At 65.0% G+C, this 18523-nt stretch carries 18 protein-coding genes; 7 read left to right on the top strand and 11 right to left on the bottom strand.

Annotated elements, in window-relative coordinates; all coding sequences use genetic code 11:
* Positions 1–104: 104 nt before the first annotated feature.
* Complete coding sequence (locus LJ656_RS29380) at positions 105–1244, bottom strand: porin (RefSeq protein ID WP_230512998.1); 1140 nt, start codon at positions 1242–1244, stop codon at positions 105–107.
* Positions 1245–1517: 273 nt separating this feature from the next.
* Between LJ656_RS29380 and LJ656_RS29375 the strand changes: the two genes are divergently transcribed.
* On the top strand, positions 1518–1868 hold the full coding sequence (locus LJ656_RS29375; protein ID WP_230512997.1) for a transposase: 351 nt from the start codon (positions 1518–1520) through the stop codon (positions 1866–1868).
* A 35-nt stretch (positions 1869–1903) separates the two neighbouring features.
* On the opposite strand, the gene LJ656_RS29370 is transcribed toward LJ656_RS29375, so the two are convergent.
* Positions 1904–2647, bottom strand: a complete 744-nt coding sequence (locus LJ656_RS29370) for a Crp/Fnr family transcriptional regulator (protein ID WP_230512996.1) — start codon at positions 2645–2647, stop codon at positions 1904–1906.
* A 225-nt stretch (positions 2648–2872) separates the two neighbouring features.
* Between LJ656_RS29370 and LJ656_RS29365 the strand changes: the two genes are divergently transcribed.
* Positions 2873–4507 carry an acyl-CoA synthetase gene (locus LJ656_RS29365; protein ID WP_230512995.1) on the top strand — a complete coding sequence of 545 codons (1635 nt, stop codon included), beginning with the start codon at positions 2873–2875 and terminating at the stop codon, positions 4505–4507.
* A gap of 65 nt (positions 4508–4572) precedes the next feature.
* Here LJ656_RS29365 and LJ656_RS29360 read toward each other — a convergent pair whose 3' ends face one another.
* The gene (locus tag LJ656_RS29360; RefSeq protein ID WP_075304953.1) at positions 4573–5211 is read right to left on the bottom strand and encodes a LysE family translocator; all 639 of its coding nucleotides are present in this window, start codon (positions 5209–5211) and stop codon (positions 4573–4575) included.
* A 508-nt stretch (positions 5212–5719) separates the two neighbouring features.
* Here LJ656_RS29360 and LJ656_RS29355 point away from each other — a divergent pair.
* Positions 5720–5986, top strand: coding sequence for an H-NS family nucleoid-associated regulatory protein (locus tag LJ656_RS29355; RefSeq protein ID WP_230512994.1), 267 nt, complete (start codon positions 5720–5722; stop codon positions 5984–5986).
* A gap of 212 nt (positions 5987–6198) precedes the next feature.
* Here LJ656_RS29355 and pcaG read toward each other — a convergent pair whose 3' ends face one another.
* Both pcaG and pcaH read right to left on the bottom strand, forming a co-directional pair.
* Positions 6199–6786 carry a protocatechuate 3,4-dioxygenase subunit alpha gene (gene pcaG / locus LJ656_RS29350; RefSeq protein ID WP_230512993.1) on the bottom strand — a complete coding sequence of 196 codons (588 nt, stop codon included), beginning with the start codon at positions 6784–6786 and terminating at the stop codon, positions 6199–6201.
* Between the two features lie 3 nt (positions 6787–6789).
* Complete coding sequence (gene pcaH, locus LJ656_RS29345) at positions 6790–7494, bottom strand: protocatechuate 3,4-dioxygenase subunit beta (protein WP_230512992.1); 705 nt, start codon at positions 7492–7494, stop codon at positions 6790–6792.
* Between the two features lie 109 nt (positions 7495–7603).
* Here pcaH and pcaQ point away from each other — a divergent pair, with 109 nt between their 5' ends.
* Entirely contained in the window at positions 7604–8638 is a 1035-nt protein-coding gene (gene pcaQ / locus LJ656_RS29340) for a pca operon transcription factor PcaQ (protein ID WP_230512991.1), read from the top strand.
* A gap of 252 nt (positions 8639–8890) precedes the next feature.
* Positions 8891–10018, top strand: coding sequence for a 4-hydroxyphenylpyruvate dioxygenase family protein (locus tag LJ656_RS29335; RefSeq protein WP_230512990.1), 1128 nt, complete (start codon positions 8891–8893; stop codon positions 10016–10018).
* Positions 10019–10042: 24 nt separating this feature from the next.
* Here the strand turns inward: LJ656_RS29335 and LJ656_RS29330 are convergent, their stop codons facing one another.
* Entirely contained in the window at positions 10043–10975 is a 933-nt protein-coding gene (locus tag LJ656_RS29330) for a LysR substrate-binding domain-containing protein (RefSeq protein ID WP_230512989.1), read from the bottom strand.
* Between the two features lie 126 nt (positions 10976–11101).
* Between LJ656_RS29330 and LJ656_RS29325 the strand changes: the two genes are divergently transcribed.
* The gene (locus tag LJ656_RS29325; protein ID WP_230512988.1) at positions 11102–12139 is read left to right on the top strand and encodes a DUF1338 domain-containing protein; all 1038 of its coding nucleotides are present in this window, start codon (positions 11102–11104) and stop codon (positions 12137–12139) included.
* A gap of 53 nt (positions 12140–12192) precedes the next feature.
* Here LJ656_RS29325 and LJ656_RS29320 read toward each other — a convergent pair whose 3' ends face one another.
* The 5 genes from LJ656_RS29320 to LJ656_RS29300 form a co-directional block, all read right to left on the bottom strand.
* Entirely contained in the window at positions 12193–12828 is a 636-nt protein-coding gene (locus tag LJ656_RS29320; protein WP_230512987.1) for a helix-turn-helix domain-containing protein, read from the bottom strand.
* Positions 12829–13083: 255 nt separating this feature from the next.
* The gene (locus tag LJ656_RS29315; RefSeq protein WP_230512986.1) at positions 13084–13905 is read right to left on the bottom strand and encodes an isocitrate lyase/PEP mutase family protein; all 822 of its coding nucleotides are present in this window, start codon (positions 13903–13905) and stop codon (positions 13084–13086) included.
* 193 nt (positions 13906–14098) lie between these two features.
* Positions 14099–14407, bottom strand: a complete 309-nt coding sequence (locus LJ656_RS29310; protein WP_230512985.1) for a DUF4148 domain-containing protein — start codon at positions 14405–14407, stop codon at positions 14099–14101.
* A 193-nt stretch (positions 14408–14600) separates the two neighbouring features.
* Complete coding sequence (locus LJ656_RS29305) at positions 14601–15686, bottom strand: aldose epimerase family protein (RefSeq protein ID WP_230512984.1); 1086 nt, start codon at positions 15684–15686, stop codon at positions 14601–14603.
* Between the two features lie 34 nt (positions 15687–15720).
* Positions 15721–16944, bottom strand: coding sequence for a XylR family transcriptional regulator (locus LJ656_RS29300; protein ID WP_230512983.1), 1224 nt, complete (start codon positions 16942–16944; stop codon positions 15721–15723).
* A gap of 502 nt (positions 16945–17446) precedes the next feature.
* Here LJ656_RS29300 and xylF point away from each other — a divergent pair.
* Positions 17447–18475, top strand: coding sequence for a D-xylose ABC transporter substrate-binding protein (gene xylF, locus LJ656_RS29295; RefSeq protein WP_230512982.1), 1029 nt, complete (start codon positions 17447–17449; stop codon positions 18473–18475).
* Positions 18476–18523: the final 48 nt, after the last annotated feature.

Raw genomic sequence — 18523 nt, 5'->3', positions numbered from 1 at the left:
GGCAAATGCACAAACCGGCGAGCCGGCTTGCCGCGCGACAGGCGAAAAAAAAAACGACGCCCCGAGGGGCGCCGCTTTGCCGTTACGATGCGGAAAATCGCCTGTTAGAAAATCGTCCGCAGACCGAGTGCAACACCGGTCTGATTGTTGCGGCCCGGCAGTTCGACCGAAGCCGCGCCCGACACCTTATTGAAATCGACGGTGCCGTACACCTCGGTGCGCTTCGACAGCGCATATTCGGCGAGGCCCACGAACGTGTAGCGGTAGCCGCTGTCGAGCTGACCGTTGCCGATCGCCGCATTGGACATGTGGTCGTAATACGCGGCGCCCGTCAGCGTGAGCGCGCGGGTGGCCTGCCAGGTGACGCCGGCGAACGGGCCATTGTCGATGCGGCCCGAGCCCTTCACGATATCGACACCCGGCACGAGCGTTTGCTGCGCGAGCGCGCTGTCGACAAAGCCGGTGTCGTCCTTCGAATGCAGATAGCCGACGTAGACCTTCGTCGAGCTGAACGCATAGACCGCGTTCGCGTTGAAGGTGGTCTGCTTGTGATTGCTGTTGTCGCTGTTCTGCTGAACGCCGGCCGCGACGCTAAGCGGCCCGGCCACGTACGACAGCGTGAAGCCGTACATATTGCCCGCGCCGAGATGGCCCGGCACCTGGCCCGAGAAGCCGCCTTCGCCGGTCGACGTAGAGTCGGTGCCGAACGAGTACATCGCCGCCACCGTCAGGCCGTTGAACGTGCCGGTGTACTTGACCGCGTTGTCCGCATAGAGCCCCGCGCCGAGTGCGCCGGGCAGCCACGAGTTCTCGGCATAATTGCCGACGGTCAGCGGGTCGTAGGTGTCGCCGAGCAGGTCGAACAGCGGCGTCTTCTGACGGCCGAGCGTGAGCGTGCCGTAGCGGCTGCTCAAGCCGACATACGCGTTGCGGTTGAAGATGCGGTGGCTATCGGACGCCGCGCCGTTCTGCAGGTCGATACCGCTTTCCAGATCGAAGATCGCCTTGATGCCGCCACCAAGGTCTTCCGAGCCGCGCAGACCCCAGCGGCTATTGGTGATCGCACCGTTCGTCATGAACAGGCGGTTGTCGTTGCTGGCGTTCGAGTTGGTCAGATAGCGCACGCTGACGTCGGCGACGCCGTACAACGTGATCGAACTTTGCGCGGCGGCCTGTTCCGCCGTGAGTGCGAGGGCGGCGCCGCCGAGCAGCGCGGCGCTCCTGAGAAGACGGGTGTGTCTCACTGAGTTTCCTGCGTGTGGAGAGAGAGATTTATCGTTGGACGCGGCGCGCGGATCGCCCGCGGCGCCGGGCGCGCCGATGATAGACGACGGCCCGCGCGCCTCACTCGAAGTGTTGCTGCAATAACGTATTGCGCTTTCTGACAATTGCGTCCGCATTGCTAACAAGATTTGACTTTTGCCCAAGCGGGCTTCGAGTAGTCTCGAGCGGGTTGATCCATGGACACCCATTCTCCGCGACGCTGGCTCATGTTTCGTGCGGACGGGTATTGATGCATGAATATCCCTTCTACCGAATCCACCGCGACATGGCCGAAAGTGCAGGACTTGACCGACGAACAGTGGTTGCGTGTCGCGCCGCTGCTGGCCGAGTCGCTGAACGGCGGACCTCGCCGCGGACGCCCGTCGCACGATGTGCGCCGCGTGCTCGACAGCGTGATGTGGGTGCTTCACACGCGCGCGCCGTGGAGCGCGATGCCGGAGGGCTATGTCCCGTACCAGAGCGCGCATCGTTACTATCTGCGCTGGAAAAAGTCCGGCGTGATGACCGCGATCATGTTCGCGCTGTTCAGTACCGACGACGTGCTCGAAACTCGCGCCACGCGTAGAGCCGCCCGCGTCCGGTAGCAGACAGAACGAAGCAACAACAGAAGGGCCGTCGACTAGATCTGTTCCCGCCCGAACTCGCACAGCCGCTGCAGATCGAGCACGTCGATCTGGTTATACGACAGCCGCAAGATCCGCAGCTTCTCGAGGTTCTGCAGTGCCTGATTGATCCGTTGTCGCGACACGCCCGCGAGCAGCCCGACTTCCTCCTGCGAGATTGCCAGCGTGCGCCCGGTGTCCGGATACAGATCGGGATTGAACAACTGGGCGAGCGACTGCGCGACACGCGAGTCCACATCGAGCAGCCGGCTGTTCTGGATCGACGCGATGAATTCCCCCATCCGGTTGTTCAACTGCCGGATCACGAAGCCCGTGAACGGCAGGCTCGTTTCGAGCAGCGCATGGAACGTCGCCGACGGCACGAACATTACCAGCGACGGCTGGATGGCCGCCACATCGTATTTGCGCAATTCGCGCTTGATCACGCTGCCTTCACCGAACCAGCCGCCCGGCGGCACGCCCGACAGCGTGCAGCTGCGGCCCGACGCGTTGTAGATCGCCAGCTTGATGAGTCCGGAATGCACGCCGATCCAGTAGTCGGACGGTTCGCTGCGGCGCGCGATCCACGCGCCGCCTTCAAGCTGTTCGGCATGTGCGCTGGCTAGCACCAGCGCCCGATGCTCCGCCGCCAACGCGCGAAACCACGCGCAGTTGGCGAACAGCCGTTCGAGCTCGGCGGGCGCGACGCGTGAGCACGGCGGCCGGGTTTCGGCGTGGTCGGTGAGCGGAGCGTCGTTCATCGGCAATAAGCGGCTTGAGCGGTGGTAGCAACGGTTGAAGCAGGATAGCGCTGCGCGAACCAGGGGCGCAATGCGGGCCACGAGACTCTGTCATTTGAATGACAGACAGTTCGCGATGACAATTGCTAGGCTGGGGCTTGTTGCCAACGTGAAGGGCCGGCAGCAGGTCCCGGTTTGCCAATCAGAACGATCATCGGCGCGGCTCGCGCCCAAGGAGACTCCGCAATGACGCAGCATATGTTCGACGAAGGTCTCGAGCGGCGCGAGGCCAATTATGTCCCGCTGACGCCGATCGATTTCCTCGTGCGCGCAGCGCAAGTGTATGGCCACCGGCTCGCGATCGTCCACGGGGAGATTCGTCGCAACTGGAGCGAGACCTACGAGCGCGCGCGGCGCCTCGCGAGCGCGTTGCGGGGGGCCGGCATCGAGCGCGGCGACACGGTTGCCGCACTGTTGCCGAACATTCCGCCGATGGTCGAAGCGCACTTCGGCGTGCCGATGGCCGGCGCGGTGCTCAACACGCTCAATACCCGGCTCGACGTCGCCACGCTACTGTTCATGCTGCGCCACGGCGAAGCCAGGGCGCTGATCGTCGATACCGAATACGGCGAGTTCGCGCATCGCGCGGCGCTCGAATTTCCGGACCTGCGCGTGATCAGCGTGGCCGACGCGCAGCCGGCCGACCCCGCGCAGTTCCCCCGCGCGACCGACTACGAGCAGTTTCTGCAAGCCGGCGACCCCGCTTACGAATGGACCCCGCCCGCCGACGAATGGGGCGCGATCGCGCTCAATTACACATCCGGCACCACCGGCGACCCGAAAGGCGTGGTCTACCATCACCGCGGCGCCTATCTGAATGCGCTCAGCAACATCCTCGAATGGGACATGCCGAAGCACGCGGTCTATCTGTGGACGCTGCCGCTGTTTCACTGCAACGGCTGGTGCTTCCCGTGGACGGTGGCGGCGCGCGCGGGCGTCAACGTGTGCCTGCGCAGGTTCGACGCGAAGACCGTGTTCGAGCTGATTCGCCGCGAGCGCATCACGCACTACTGCGGCGCGCCGATCGTGCAGAGCGCGCTGGCCAATGCGCCGGCCGAATGGCGCGAGGGCATCACGCACCGGGTGTCGACGATGGTCGCCGGCGCGGCGCCGCCGCCTGCGGTGATCGCGAAGATGAAGGAGATCGGCTTCGACCTGACGCACGTGTACGGGCTGACCGAAACCTACGGGCCGGCGGCCGTTTGTGCGAAGCAGGACGCGTGGGACGAACTCGACGACCTTACCCGTGCCGACCTGACCGCGCGCCAGGGCGTGCGCTATCACCTGCAGGCGGCGGTCGCGGTGCTCGATCCGGAGACGCTCGCGCCGGTGCCGGACGACGGCGAAACGCTCGGCGAGATCATGTTCCGCGGCAACATCTGTATGAAGGGCTATCTGAAGAACGAACGCGCGACCGAAGCGGCGTTCGCCGGCGGGTGGTTCCATACCGGCGATCTCGGCGTGCGCACCGCCGACGGCTACGTGCGCATCCGCGACCGCAGCAAGGACATCATCATTTCGGGCGGCGAGAACATTTCGAGCATCGAGGTCGAGGACACGCTGTACCGGCATCCGGCGGTTTCGGTGGCGGCGGTGGTCGCGATGGCCGATCCGAAGTGGGGCGAGGTGCCGTGCGCGTTCGTCGAGTTGAAGGAAGGCGCGCAGGCGACCGAGGAGGAAATCATCGCGCACTGCCGGCTGTTCCTCGCCGGCTACAAACTGCCGAAGGCGGTACGCTTCGGCGAGTTGCCAAAGACCTCGACCGGCAAGATCCAGAAGTTCGAGTTGCGCGCGCGGATCAAGGCGGAAGGCAAGGGCTGACGCTCGCTGCCTTTGACGCTGGTCCGATGGCGGCGCGAGCGTGCGCGACACGCCGCGCCGCGCCGTCAAATCCCCATCTTGTGCGCGTTCAGGATCAGCCGCAGGCCTAGCGCGGTCACCGCGCTGGCGGCGATGCGGTCGATCCACGCCTTCCAGCGCAGATAGATCTCGCGCGGCCGCTTGCTCGAAAAGCACAGCGCGACGATCGTGTACCAGCCCGCCTCGATCGCGAAGATCGCCGGCGGCAGTGCGAAGTAGCACCACAGCGGCGGATGCTGCGGCAGCAATGCCGCGAAGATACTGCCGTAATAGACCGCCGTCTTCGGATTGCTGAGCTGCGTGCTCAGGCCGATCCAGAACGACTTGCGCGGATTGCCGCCAGCGCCGGCCGGGGTCGCGCTGAAGGCGAGCGGCTGCGCGGCGCCGCGCCAGATTTTCGAGGCCAGATAGATCAGGTAGACGCCGCCGGCCACTTTCAGCCCGACGTACAGCCACTCGACGGTCGCCAGCAGCGTATACAGCCCGAGCAGCGCGATGCCGCTGAAGAACACCCCGCCGATACCCATCCCGAGCGCGGTCGCGAGTCCGTCGTTGCGCGACAGGCCGATCGCGTTGCGCGCGACGATTACAAAGCTCGGTCCCGGGCTCATCGCACCCAATAACAACGCGGCGAGGATCGTGAGGATGGCGGTCGAGGCGGGCATTCGGTTGTCTCCTGAGGGGCGGTCGTTCGGGCGGACCACGCTCGCGCGGTGAGATGCGCGGTTCGATGCGCTACGATGCGGGCGTGGCTGGCGTCGCCGGCGGGTATCGGACGTAACGTATCGCATTGTCCGTCAATCGCGCGGCCGCGGCCACGAATACCGAAAAGCGGCTGGTCGTGCAATCGGTGCAATCGGCGCCATCGGTGCAACGGGCGCAATTGGAAAAACTCCGTTGCTGCGTCCCAAATAAATTGAATGCTAGAATCGCCTTCCATATGCTGAAGCGCCCTTGGAATAGCCAGCTTGCCTGACTCCAACGCCTTCATTCAGCTGCTTCAATCCCGGATTTAACGAACCTTCATTTCGCGAGTGCGATTTTTCACGCATTTGCGCGGATGCCGTGAATCCTGCTTGTTTCCGTTTTCTTTTGAATCGCGCACGGGCTTCGCGTTGTTTCGCGACGGCCCTGTTTGTCTAACGCCAGCATCAGTTGCAATATCAGAACGTTATGAAAGAGCGAGAAGGACAACAACGCCTGTTCGAACTCGATGAGAATGTGCGCGATCGGATGATCGTGTGGATCCGCCGTCGCATGGACGACTACGGCATTACGCTGGAGGCGCTGGCGGAATCGATCGAAGCCGACGCGAACGCGGTGCGCGCGGTGCGCTATCGCGATGCGTTCGGCAATACGTGGGACGGTTGTGGCGACAAGCCCGAGTGGCTGCGCCGCGCGATTTACGCGGGCCAGAGCATCGACCATTTCCTTTGCTGAGCGAAGCGGCCTGAAAAAAATCGCCGCAAAACCGCTGGCCCCGACGCACGCCGCGCAGAAAAAAGCCCGCTCGACGCGGGCTTAACTTTACTACTCGGAGTTTCGCGATCCGGTCGATGGACGGATCGTGCGCAGTTTAGGTGAAAGCTGGATGAAAGTGTGCAGCAATCGCTTCACAGTTTCGCCTTCCAGCCTGACTCGCCATTGCTGCCTTACAGATCGAAAAACACGGTTTCCTTATCGCCTTGCATGTGAATGTCGAAGCGATAAACGTTGGCCGCACCCGGCTCGCGACGCGCGATCAGCGTATTGCGACGCTCGGCCGGCACTGCCGCCAACACCGCGTCCTTTTCGTTAGCCTGCGCTTCGTCTTCGAAATAGATACGCGTGAACGTATGCAGCAGCATGCCGCGCATCGTCAGGATCACGTTGATGTGCGGCGCTTCGTCCGGATTCGCGCGGCCCGGCTTCACCGTTTCGACGTAGAAGCGCTTGTGCGGATCCGTGCCGGTGCCGACGCGGGCAAAGCCGCGGAAGCCGGTCTTGCGGATTTCTTGGCGCGATTCCGGATAGTGGCCGTTCGAGTCGACTTGCGACATTTCCACCATCGCATCGCCGATCACGTTGCCGTCGCCGTCGTACACGTTGCCGACGATCGTGATGTGCTCGCCGGCCGCTTCGCGGTCAGCCAGCACGTGCGTGAACAGGCTCTTGTAGTCGAAATCGTATTGCTGCGGGACAAGACCGTACGCGAAGTACGGGCCAACGGTTTGCGAAGGCGTTTGCTTGAGGGTCGTCATGGCTTAGCGCTCCATCGGGGTTTCGTTCGGGCCGCGCAGCACGATGTCGAAATCGTAGCCGAGCGCATAGGCTTCTTCCGTGATATCCAGCGAGAACTTCGAGATCAGGCGCTCACGGGCCTTTTCCGGCGTTCCCTGGTAAATCGGATCGAATGCGAGCAGCGGGTCGCCCGGGAAGTACATCTGCGTGACCAGACGCGAACCGAAGTGATCGCCGAACAGCGAGAAATGGATGTGCTGCGGACGCCATGCGTTCGGATGGTTGCCCCACGGATAGGCACCCGGCTTGATGGTCAGGAAGCGGTAACGGCCTTCGTTGTCGGTGATGCAGCGGCCCGCGCCGAGGAAGTTCGGGTCGAGCGGCGCGTCGTGCTGGTCGGCTTTGTGCACGTAGCGGCCGGCTGCGTTGGCTTGCCAGATTTCCACGAGCGTGTTGCGGACCGGGCGGCCGCCTTCGTCGAGCACGCGGCCCGTGACGATGATGCGCTCGCCGAGCGGCTCGCCGTTGCGCACCGCGTTGCGGGTCAGGTCGTTGTCGAGAGCGTCGAGGTCTTCGGTGCCGTAGACCGGCACGCGCTGGTCGCGCAGACGCTCCTTCAACGGAATCAGCGGCCGCGTCGGGCCGCGTTTGACCGACGAACCGTACTGCGGGTAGATGTATTCGGGATGCGACGGGAAATCGCGCGGGCTGAGCAGGGAATCTTCCATGAGGTGTCTCCGTTGGAGGAATCGTGGGTGCAACGTGTGTCGGGCACTTTATACAACGCCGGCAGTTATGCAAAATGACGTTTTGGCCCGTTTCGTATAACCTCCCGTTATGCAACGCAGTCTCGCGGACAGCCGCGTCAAGTTCCGTCATCTTCAGTGCTTTCTGGCCGTCGCGCAATTCGGCAGCGTCCAGCGGGCGGCCGACAGTCTGTCCATCACGCAGCCGGCGGTGTCCAAAACGGTCGCCGAGCTGGAGGCGATTCTGGGCGTGAGGCTGTTCGAGCGCGGCCGCCACGGCGCGGTGCCGACCCGCGAGGGGCAGCTTTTCATGCCGCATGCGAGCGCCTGCGTGAGCGCGCTGCGCCAAGGTGTCGATCTGCTCGCGCAAGCCGAAGGCGCGGCGGCCGCGACGCTCGAAATCGGTGTGCTGCCGACCGTCGCGGCGGTATTGGTGCCGCCGGTGCTGCGGCAGCTCGCCGAGCCTTGGCCGCGCGTGATCGTGCGGCTCGCGACCGGCGCGAATCCCGAACTGCTGGAGCGTTTGAAGGCGGGGTCGATCGAATTTGCGATCGGCCGTCTTGCCGATCCCGAGCGGATGGTCGGTCTGAGTTTCGAGCAGCTGTTTACCGAGCCGCTGATCGCGGTCGTGCGCGCCGGGCATCCGCTCGCGCAGGGGGCGGGCTTGCCGGTCACGTCGCTGGACGCATTTCCGGTCGTCTTGCCGCCGTTCGGCACGCTGATCCGCCAGTCGGCCGAAAGTCTGCTGGCCGCGTGGGGCGCGCCGCCGTTGTCGGCGTTCGTCGAGGTCTTGTCGGTGTCGACCGGGCGCGCGCTGACGCTCGAAAACGGCGCGGTCTGGTTCGTGCCGCAAAGCGCGGTCGAATACGAGCTTGCGCACGGGATGATGGTGCGTCTGCCGCTGCCGTTCGCGGGCACCGGCGAGCCGGTCGGCCTGATCCGGCGCTCGGATACCCAGCCGTCGGCGGTGGGCCGCGCGTTCATCGAGGCGGTGCGCGAGGTCGCCAGGGAGCGGATGGCCGCGGTCGCGGACCGCAAGGCGGCGAAAAAGCCGCGCAAAAGCGCCGCTAACACGACCCGCGCGCCGGCTCGCAAAAGTGGCCGAAGCAAGCCGCGGGAACACTGATTCGACGCGGCGCGGGCCGCGCGCGAGCGACCTCGACCGCTGCACGCTTCAGCGTGTGAACCATTCAGTACAAAATCGCGGTTGCGAACGCCCCGCGACCCGGTGTACAAACACGGTGCGAAAGCCGCCGCGGCCCGGGCGTTGCGGCGGCGCACCACTCATCATGCGGCCCGCCGCAAATGGCCGGCACAGTTCGCGCCGAATCCCGGCGCCACCGGCCATCCGCCAGAAAGACCGTACAAGGAGATTGTCATGCCCAGCGACTTGCCCACTCCAGAGGCCGCGCAGCGCGCCGTGTTGGCGCCGGAGCACAATCCGCTCGGCACGGCCGGCATCGAATTCGTCGAATTCGCCGCGCGCGACCCGCGCGGGCTAGGCGAGACCTTCACCCGGCTCGGCTTCAAGGCGATCGCGCGACATATCAGCAAGGACGTCACGCTGTACCGCCAGGGCGAGATGAATTTCCTGATCAACGCGGAGCCCGATTCGTTCGCCGCGCGCTACGCGGAAGAATACGGAACCGGAATCTGCGCGATCGGAATTCGCGTGGCCGACGCGCAGCGCGCGTTCGAGCGCGCGGTGGAGCTCGGCGCGTGGGAATTCGAGGGCGAGCGTCTCGGCGCCGGCGAGCTGCTGATTCCGGCGATCCAGGGGATCGGCGATTCGCACATCTATTTCGTCGACCGCTGGCGCGGCCGCGGCGGTCAGCGCGGCGGCCTCGGCGATATCTCGATCTTCGACATCGACTTCCGGCCGATCGAAATCGACACGGCCGAGGCCGACCTGAACCACGCGGGCAGCGGCCTGAGCGCGGTCGATCATTTGACGCAGACCGTCGGCGAAGGCCGCATGCAGGAGTGGATCGACTTCTATCGCGACCTGCTCAATTTCCGCGAGATTCATGAACTGCACGCGAACTGGCACGTGTCGGCGGAATCGCGCGTGATGGTGTCGCCGTGCGGCGCGATCCGCGTGCCGCTGTACGAGGAAGGCACGCGCCGGACCACGCTGATGCACGAGTACTTGCCCGATCATCCGGGCGAGGGCGTGCAGCATATCGCGCTCGCCACCGACGATATCTTCGCGTGCGTCGAGCAACTGCTCGCGAACGGCGTCGAATTCGTCGAGCCGCCGCCGCGTTACTACGATCAGCTCGATGCGCGCTTGCCGGGGCATGGGCTCGACGTCGAACGTCTGCGCCGCACGCATGTGCTGGTGGATGGCGAGATCGGCGCGGACGGCGTGCCGCTGCTGTTTTTCCAGACCTTCGTGCGGCGCCGCGCCGGGGAAATCTTCTTCGAGATCGTGCAGCGTCGCGGACACCACGGTTTCGGCGAAGGCAATCTGGCGGCGCTCGCGCAGGCGCGCTCGGGCGGTTAATGATTCGGGCGGACGGGTGAGCGATCACACGCCCGCTGGCCGTTGCGCAAGCTCCGGATAGCTCGCCCCATACGCGGCGGCCTCGCGCAACAGCCACTCGCGAAAACTCGCGAGCGGTTTCCCATGACTGAGCTCGGTCGGATACACGAGGTAGTACGCGGCGTCGGCGACCGCGGGTGCTTCGAACGGAATCACCAGACCGAGCTGCTGCAACTGCCGGTCGACGAAAAAGCGCGGCACCAGCGCGATGCCCAGGCCGGCCGCGGCCGCGCTGATCAGCATCGTGTGCAGCTCGTAGCGCACCCCCTGCATCGCGCGGTTGTCGTCGACGTCGAGACTGGCGAACCACGACGCCCAGCCGTCGGGGCGGGTGGTCGAATGCAGCAGCGGATAGTCGAGCAGGTCCGCGGCATCGCGCACCGGCCGCTTCAACAGACTCGCCGCGCACACCGGCACCACTTCCTCGCTGAACAGAAAATCGGCCGACGTCCCCGGCCAGGTCGGCTTGCCGTAGTGAATCGCGGCTTCGAACGGCGTGTCGGCAAACGCGAAAGTCGCGGTGCGCACGCCCATATTCACGCGCACGTCCGGGTATTGGCGGTTGAACGCGTCCATGCGCGGAATCAGCCATTGCGACGCGAAAGTCGGCAGCACCGCGAGCTCCAGATAACCGCCGCCGCTGCCATGCGCGATGATCGACAGCGTGTCGCGATCGAGCTGTTCGAGCGAGCGCCGCACCTGCGCGCTATACACGTGGCCCGCCCGCGTCAGCACCACGCGTTGCTTGACGCGCACGAACAGCCGCACGCCGAGATTGCTTTCGAGCGTATTGATCTGCCGGGACACCGCGCTTTCGGTGAGAAACAGTTCGCGCGCCGCATGTGTGAAGCTCTCGTGTCGGGCCGCGGCTTCAAACGCGAGCAGCGCGCCCATGTTGGGAATCCTGAACTTGCGCACGTTAATTCCGAAAACTCATCAAGTGGCCAGTTTATCTCGCTTTACGGGGCCCCAGCCGATTCTCAATAATGGCCGCCGATATCGAGCGCGCAGGGATGCGCGCTGTGGAGCGTGGAGAATTCGAAGATGCAAAACCGGAACAATGCGAACGTCGAACAACTGCTCACGAAGCTGCTCGGCGCGGAGAAAACCGCGCGGCTCTTCGCGACACTGAATCGTCCGGCGCTGCTCGCCGAATGGGAAAGCGGCACCGTCACGCGCGCCGAACTCGCGCAGGCACTGAATATGGCGCTGTTCGACGATCTGCTTGCGCGCTCGGAAAACGGCCGGCGCTATACCGACGAAACGGTCGCGGCCGGCGGCAGCGTGTACTTCGATCACGGCGCGCTACGCAGCGTGCGCTGGCCGCACAGCGGCGCGCTACCGCCCGGCGAGGCCGCGTTCGCGCGGATCCTGCGGCCGCTCGGTTTCAGCGTCGCCGGCCGCTATCCGCTCGACCGGCTCGGCATGACCGGCCGCGCATGGGCGCATGACGACGCGCCGGACGAGATCGCCCAGTTCTTTGTCAGCGAGTTGCACCCCGAGCGCTTTTCCGCGGCGTTCCAGCAGGCGGTGACGAACGTGATCGGCGCGTCGCGCGATCCGTTGACGCCGCGCGCGAGCGGCTTGCTGTGGGAGCTCGAGCGCGATGGCATGCTGCCGCTCGAGGCCGCGCATCAATTGTTGCCGGTGCTCGTCGGCGCGTTTGCGCGTCAGCACGAGATGCCCAGCGAAGCCGATTACGACGTGCTACTGAAAGAGTCGGCGGAGATGGCGTGGATCGCGACCGAGGGCAACGCGTTCAATCACGCGACCGATCGCGTCGCCGACGTGTTCCAACTGTCGGACGACGAAAAAGCCAAGGGGCGGCCGATGAAACCCGACGTCGAGCATTCGCGTTCGGGCCGGGTGTTCCAGACCGCGTATCGGGCGGATATCGTGCGGCGCGAGTTTCGCGCGCTTGACGGCAGCGTCGTCACGCGCGACGTGCCTGGCTCGTTCTACGAATTCATCACGCGCAAGCGCAGTTTCGATCAGGACGCGCGCCGCTGGAAAACCGACCTGCGCTTCGATGCGGGCAACGCGCAGGGGATCTTCCGGATGACCGCGGGCCAAGCGGCCTGAGCGCATGTAAAGGCGCGGGCTCCGGCAGCGCGCTCGATGCTTCGGCGTGCGTGCTATTTCTTCGCCGGTTCGACGACGGCCGGCGGCGTGTGCGCGAGGTCGGCATTGGTCGCCATCCACAGCACCTCGGCGTCTTCGTCGCTGGTGGACACCGCCGCGTGACCGGTGCGGCTGTCGAAGTAGAGGCTGTCGCCCGCGTTCAGATGCGTCGGTGCGTACAGCTCCGAATACAGGCACACGCTGCCGCTGATCACGTACAGAAACTCTTCGCCTTCGTGGCGGCCCCAGTCGTCGAACGCGTCGAGCGTATGCGCGGAGATGCGGATACGAAACGGCAGCATCGCCTTGTGCGCGAGATCGGTGGCGAGCAGTTCCATCTGATAGCCGCGATATGCGTGACGCTGCCCCTCGTCCTTGCGGGTCAACGCGCGCCGGCCGCTCGCGCTGACCTTCGGCGTCGAGCCGAACAGCTCGCCGATTTCGATCTTCAGGCCCAGCACGATTTTCTGCAGCACGTCGAAAGTGGGGGACATCAGGCCGTTTTCGACTTTCGACAGCGTCGAGCGCGACACGCCGCAGAGGCGGCTCGCGGTTTCGAGCGTCAGGTCCTGCGCCTGGCGCGCGGCGCGCACGCGCCGGCCGAGGTCGGTGGTGGAGGGATCGGCGGGTTTGCTGAGGTGGCTGTCCATGGGCTTGCTGCGGTTCGGCTGCGCGCCGTGTCGGCGGATGATGTTTCCGATAATAACATTTGGCGCGGCGCGATTATTCGGCGGGCATCGATGGCGGGAGCGATGCTGCGCGCGTAAAGCGATTTGAGCACACATGTTCGCTGCTTTCGGACGCGCGAGTGGGAAGCTGCGCACCCGCAGCCGGGGAGTGCGCAGCGTTTGCGTCCCTTTCGCATCGGAAACCCGCGGGCTCGAGCGGCCGCTTTTCCGGCGGCTTCACGCGCCCCGCTTGAACAGTTCGTTGAGCTTCGCGCCCGGCGTCGCGCGGTCGAAAGCGAAGCGACCTTGGGCCAGCGCCTGGGCGGCCGGGATGAATCCGCCCCACGCGGCGCGCGCCAGAGCGCCGCCCACGCTGATGCGCCGCACGCCGAGCGCGGCCACGTCCTGCAATGTCAGCTCCGACGTCGAGCCGATCAGCAGATTGACCGGCTTAGGCGCGACCGCTGCCACCACCGTCTCGATCTGTTCGCGCGTCTGGATGCCGGGCGCGTACAGACAGTCGGCGCCGGCCGCCGCATACGCTTGCAGACGCGCAATCGCGTCGTCGAGATCCGGTTTGCCGGCGAAGAAGTTTTCCGCGCGGCCGATCAGCAACGTATCGCCGCCGCTCTGATCGATGGCTTTGCGCGCGGCGGAAACGCGTTGCACCGCGACGTCGAGCGGAAACAACGGCGCGGCGGGGTCGCCCGTCGAGTCCTCGATCGACAGCCCCGCGACGCCGGTTCCGACCGCGAGCGTCACGCTTGCGGCCACTTCGTCCGGACTGCTACCGAAGCCGTTTTCGAAGTCCGCATTGACCGGAAGATCGGTGGCGTCGACGATCGCGCGCAGATGCGCGAGGATCGCTTCGCGCGGCAACGTGTTGTCCGCGTGCCCGGTCGACCACGCGAAACCGGAACTGGTGGTCGCGAGCGCCTGGAAGCCGAGCGTTTGCAGATAACGGGCGCTGCCCGCGTCCCACGGATTGGGCAGCACGAAACAGCCGGACGTGTGCAGCGCGCGGAACGCGGCGCGTTTTTCGGCAACGGTGCGGGGCATCGCGGTTCTCCTGTAGAAAGCGGCGTTCGTCATCGGCAAGTCTAGGACGGTATCGAACCGATAAACGAAAAAAACGAGCACATGCTTTGCAAAGCATCTGCTCGTTTCTTAACGAAGAGAAATGACGCTGGCCCAAGCGCGGCAGTCAGACCGGCGCCCTTCGCCGTTATTCGTTATGCGGCCGCGGCATTGATCACTGATCGGCCGGATTGACCCACATCGGATGCTGGCCCGATTGCGACGATCCACCCATCGACGATCCGTATCCCGAGTTGCCGCCCTGACCATTTGCCTTCATCGCGGACACGCGCGCTTCGGCTGCCTGAATGTCGGCGGGATACTGCGGATCGCGCGCGGTCGCCGGGTTATAGCCGGCCTGTTCGAGTTGCTTCACTTCGTCGATCACTTGCGCGCGCGTGACCGGCTGCTCCGTTTGCGCGAACGAGATGGCCGGCGCGGCGAGCGCGGCCGCCAGCGCGACTGCCTGGATGAGCGATTTCATAAGATTTCCCTCCGGGAGTGGTGGTTCGGGAGCACAGCGGTAGCGGCGCCCATTGACCCCAGTCTAGAGGGACGCCCACCCGGTCAAAAACGGTGGGCGCGCTAATTCAGTATTGCAGCAAACAGCCAGTCGGCATGCTGTAATCTCGCCGCCGCGACCTTCGTAAGCGCGCAACGACTCGTTCGCGCAGGCGCTAAACCCCTTCGCGCACGCCGACCCGATAAGCGCTGACCTGCCGGTAAGTTTCGCCGGGCAGCAGGATCACCTCGCCCCGTTCGCTCATATTGACTTCGTTCGGAAAGCCGCCGGCTTCGAGACACAAACCGGCGTACCGCTGATAACGCGCACCGCCGCGTCCAGCGTTGCCGTTCAGCGCATTGCCGCTGTAAAACTGCAGCCCGCGCTGATCGGTGAGCACGCATAACTCACGTCCGCTGCCGGGATCGTAAGCACACGCAACTTCACGCACCGGCGGTGCGTTGCCGTCGCTTGCGGCCTCGGCCGCTGCGCGCAGCACATAGCAATGATCGAAACCACCGGCGCGCGCGAGTTGCGCATGGGGCCAGTCGAGTCGGCCGCCGATCGGCGCGCTCTGCCGGAAGTCGAACGCGTTGCCCGCCACCTCGGCGAGCTTGCACGGAATCAACTGCGCGTCGACTTCGAAGAAGCGCTCCGCGTCGATCGTCAGCACGTGGCCGCGGATGTCGGTGCCCGCCTGACCGGTCAGATTGAAATACGGGTGACTGGTCAGATTGAGCGGAGTCGGCGCGTCGGTGATCGCTTCGTATTCGATCGTCAGCGTGCCGTCGTCGTCGAGCGAATAGCGCACTTGCACGGTCACGTTGCCGGGAAAGCCGGCATCGCCTTCGGGCGATTCGAGCCGCATCAGCAACGCGCCGTCGTCCTCGCTCACGTCCCACAGCGCGCGATGAAAACCGACCGTGCCGCCATGCAGCAGGTTCGCGCCTTCGTTGCGATCGAGCGTGTATTCGATGCCGTCGAGCTCGAAACGCGCGCCGGCAATCCGGTTCGCCCAGCGGCCGATCAGTCCGCCCATGTAAGTGGTCGCGGCCACGTATTCGGCGGGCGTGTCGTGACCGAGCAGGATATCGCCGAGACGTCCCGCGCGATCCGGCGCGTGCCACGACACCAGCGTCGCGCCGAGGTCGCTGATTGCCACTTTCATGCCGTGCGCGTTACGCAGCGTATAGAGCCGCACGCGATCGCCGCCTTGCAGCGTGCCCCACGGCTCGGAAGAAACTTGTGCAATGCTGATCATGTGATCCGTGCGAGAAAGAAGAAAAAGAGCAGGTTCAGCCGGCGGCCTTGGCCGGCTTCGCACTCACGCGCTCCTGGTACTCGCGCGGCGTGCAGCCGAGTTCGCGGCGGAACACCGCATACATGTATTGCAGCGAAGTGAAGCCGCAACGAACCGCGACTTCCGCGCTCGACGCATCGCGTTTCGCGAGCAGCGATTTCGCGACGTCGAGCTTGTGGCGCAGGATTTCCTGATGCACGGTGCACTGCCGCTCACGGCGGAAGTACTCTTCGAGCGACGAACGCGACACACCCACGTAGTCGGCCACCTGTTCGGTGCGAATGCCCTGGCACGCGTACTGGCGAATGAAATGACGCGCGCGCATCACGTACGGGCTCGCCAGCGGCTGATGGCGGGTCGATTCGAGCACGTTGATGCCGACCGGCGGCACCAGAATGCGCCGCCCCGGAAAACGCGCGCCGTGCAGCATCTGATGCAGGATGTGCGCGGCGGTGCGGCCCATTTCTTCGGTGCCCTGAATGACCGAAGAAAGCGGAATGCGCGTCAGCGTACGGGTGAGCGGATCGTTGTCGATGCCGATGATCGCGACTTCCTCCGGCACCGAGATGCCGGCAATCAGACAGGCTTGCAGCAGATGCCGCGCGCGAGCATCGGTCACCGCGATGATGCCGACCGGCTTCGGCAGTTGCCGCAGCCAGTTGGTCAGTTGCTCGATCGCCTGATTCCACGACGGCGCGCTGGTCGACAGCCCGCGATAGATTTCGCTGTCGATCTGCTCGGTCGTGCGGCCGTCCTGGCCGCGCAACTCCATGAACGCGAGTTCGCGCTGCTGCGCCCAGCGGTTTTCCTGCGCCGCCGGCAGGCTGTACAGCGCGAAGTTCGTCAGGCCCGCGCCGATCAGATGCGTGTACGCGAGCGACACCAGCTTGCTGTTGTCGGTCGCGATATAGGGTAAATCCGGGGGATATTGCGTCGGATCCTCGTACGACGAACCGACCGCGACCACCGGCAGCGGACAGCCGCGCAACGCTTCGTCGACGGCCGGGTCGTCGAAGTCCGCGATGATGCCGTCGCCGTCGAAGCGCTCGATCCCGGCGAGCCGGCAGCGGAAGTCTTCTTCGAGGAACAGGTCCCACGCGACCCGGGTCGACAGCAGGTAGTTGCCGATGCCGGTGATGATCTCGCGGTCGTAGACCTTGTTCGCGTTGAACAGCAGCGCGATCCGGTGAGTCGTCTGGGGTGTGGGCGGACGGGTCATGGCGGTCAAGGACGCGTGGCCGTGGCGGCCATGCGGCTTCGTCTCCTTTGTCGTGAGTGCCCGAAAAGCACTCCGTTCTTTTAAGCGTCCGGTTATTCTAGGCCGCGAAATGCGCCGCGGTCATCAACAAACGCGCGGGTGGTAAGAAACATCAAGCGCGCTGCGCAATTTCGCAATTGCCGGCACTTCGCGCAAGCGGCAGCATGTCGTCACTTCATCGGCCGGCGGGCCATGTTCGGAGCCCCTTCGGCCGATGCCGCGTTTGCATCGATCCCAAAGTCTGGGGCGCCGTACTATCCGCGCCGCCACCCCGGCGTCCCGCCCGCGGCCTGCGTTGCCGCGGCCCGCGCGGCGCAGCAGCACGAGTCTTCCGATAACCATCCGCCGGCCACGTCGACCGCGCGGAGCAGCAAGCTGTCGGCTGTCGTTTGTTCAGGTCCGCGTCTCGCAGCGCGGGCCGACACATCCGGGATTCCGGCTATCACAACACAAGGAGACAGAAATGAAATTCGCCATGCGTCGCAACGTACTGAGTTCGCTGGTATGCGGAGCGGTACTCGCCAGCCTGTCGCTCGCCGCGCCGCTCGCGCACGCGAGCAAGGACCACCCGGAAATCGGCTTCTGTATCGACGATCTGCGCGTCGAGCGCTGGTCGCGCGATCGCGACTATTTCGTCGCCGCGGCGGAAAAGCTCGGCGCGAAGGTGTCGGTGCAATCGGCGGACGCGAGCGAAGAGCGCCAGATTTCGCAGATCGAGAACCTGATCTCGCGCGGCGTCGACGTGATCGTGATCGTGCCGTTCAACTCGAAGACGCTCGGCAACGTGGTCGCCGAAGCGCACAAGGCCGGCATCAAGGTGGTCTCGTATGACCGCCTGATTCTGGATGCGGACATCGACGCGTATATCTCGTTCGACAACGAGAAGGTCGGCGAAATGCAGGCGCAAGGCGTCTACGACGTGCGTCCGAAGGGCAACTACTTCCTGCTCGGAGGCGCGCCGACCGACAACAACGCGAAGATGCTGCGCCAGGGTCAGCTGAAGGTGCTGCAACCGGCGATCGACAAGGGCGACATCAAGGTGGTCGGCCAGCAGTGGGTGCCGGAGTGGAGCGCGTCGACCGCGCTGCGCATCATGGAAGACGCGCTGACCGCGAACAACAACAAGATCGACGCGGTCGTCGCGTCGAACGACGGCACCGCCGGCGGCGCGATCCAGGCGCTGGCCGCGCAGAACCTCGCGGGCAAGGTACCGATCTCGGGCCAGGACGCGGACCTCGCGGCGGTCAAGCGCGTGAAGGCCGGCACCCAGACGATGACGGTCTACAAGCCGCTCAAGCTGATCGCCGGCGAGGCGGCGAAGCTGTCGGTCGCGCTCGCGAAGGGCGACAAGCCGGGCTTCAACGCGCAATACGACAACGGCAAGAGGAAGGTCGACACGGTGCTGCTGCAGCCGACCAAGCTGACCAAGGCCAACATCGACATCGTCGTGAAGGACGGCTTCTACACCGACGCGCAACTCGCGAGCAAATAAGACCGCAGACGGGCATCGCGTGACACGTACGCTTCCGGGCCGGATGCC

It is taken from the genome of Paraburkholderia sejongensis (assembly GCF_020880815.1).
Classification (GTDB): Bacteria; Pseudomonadota; Gammaproteobacteria; order Burkholderiales; family Burkholderiaceae; genus Paraburkholderia; species Paraburkholderia sejongensis.
Note: the sequence above shows the minus strand (reverse complement) of the source record. Positions and strands in the feature narration are given on the sequence as shown.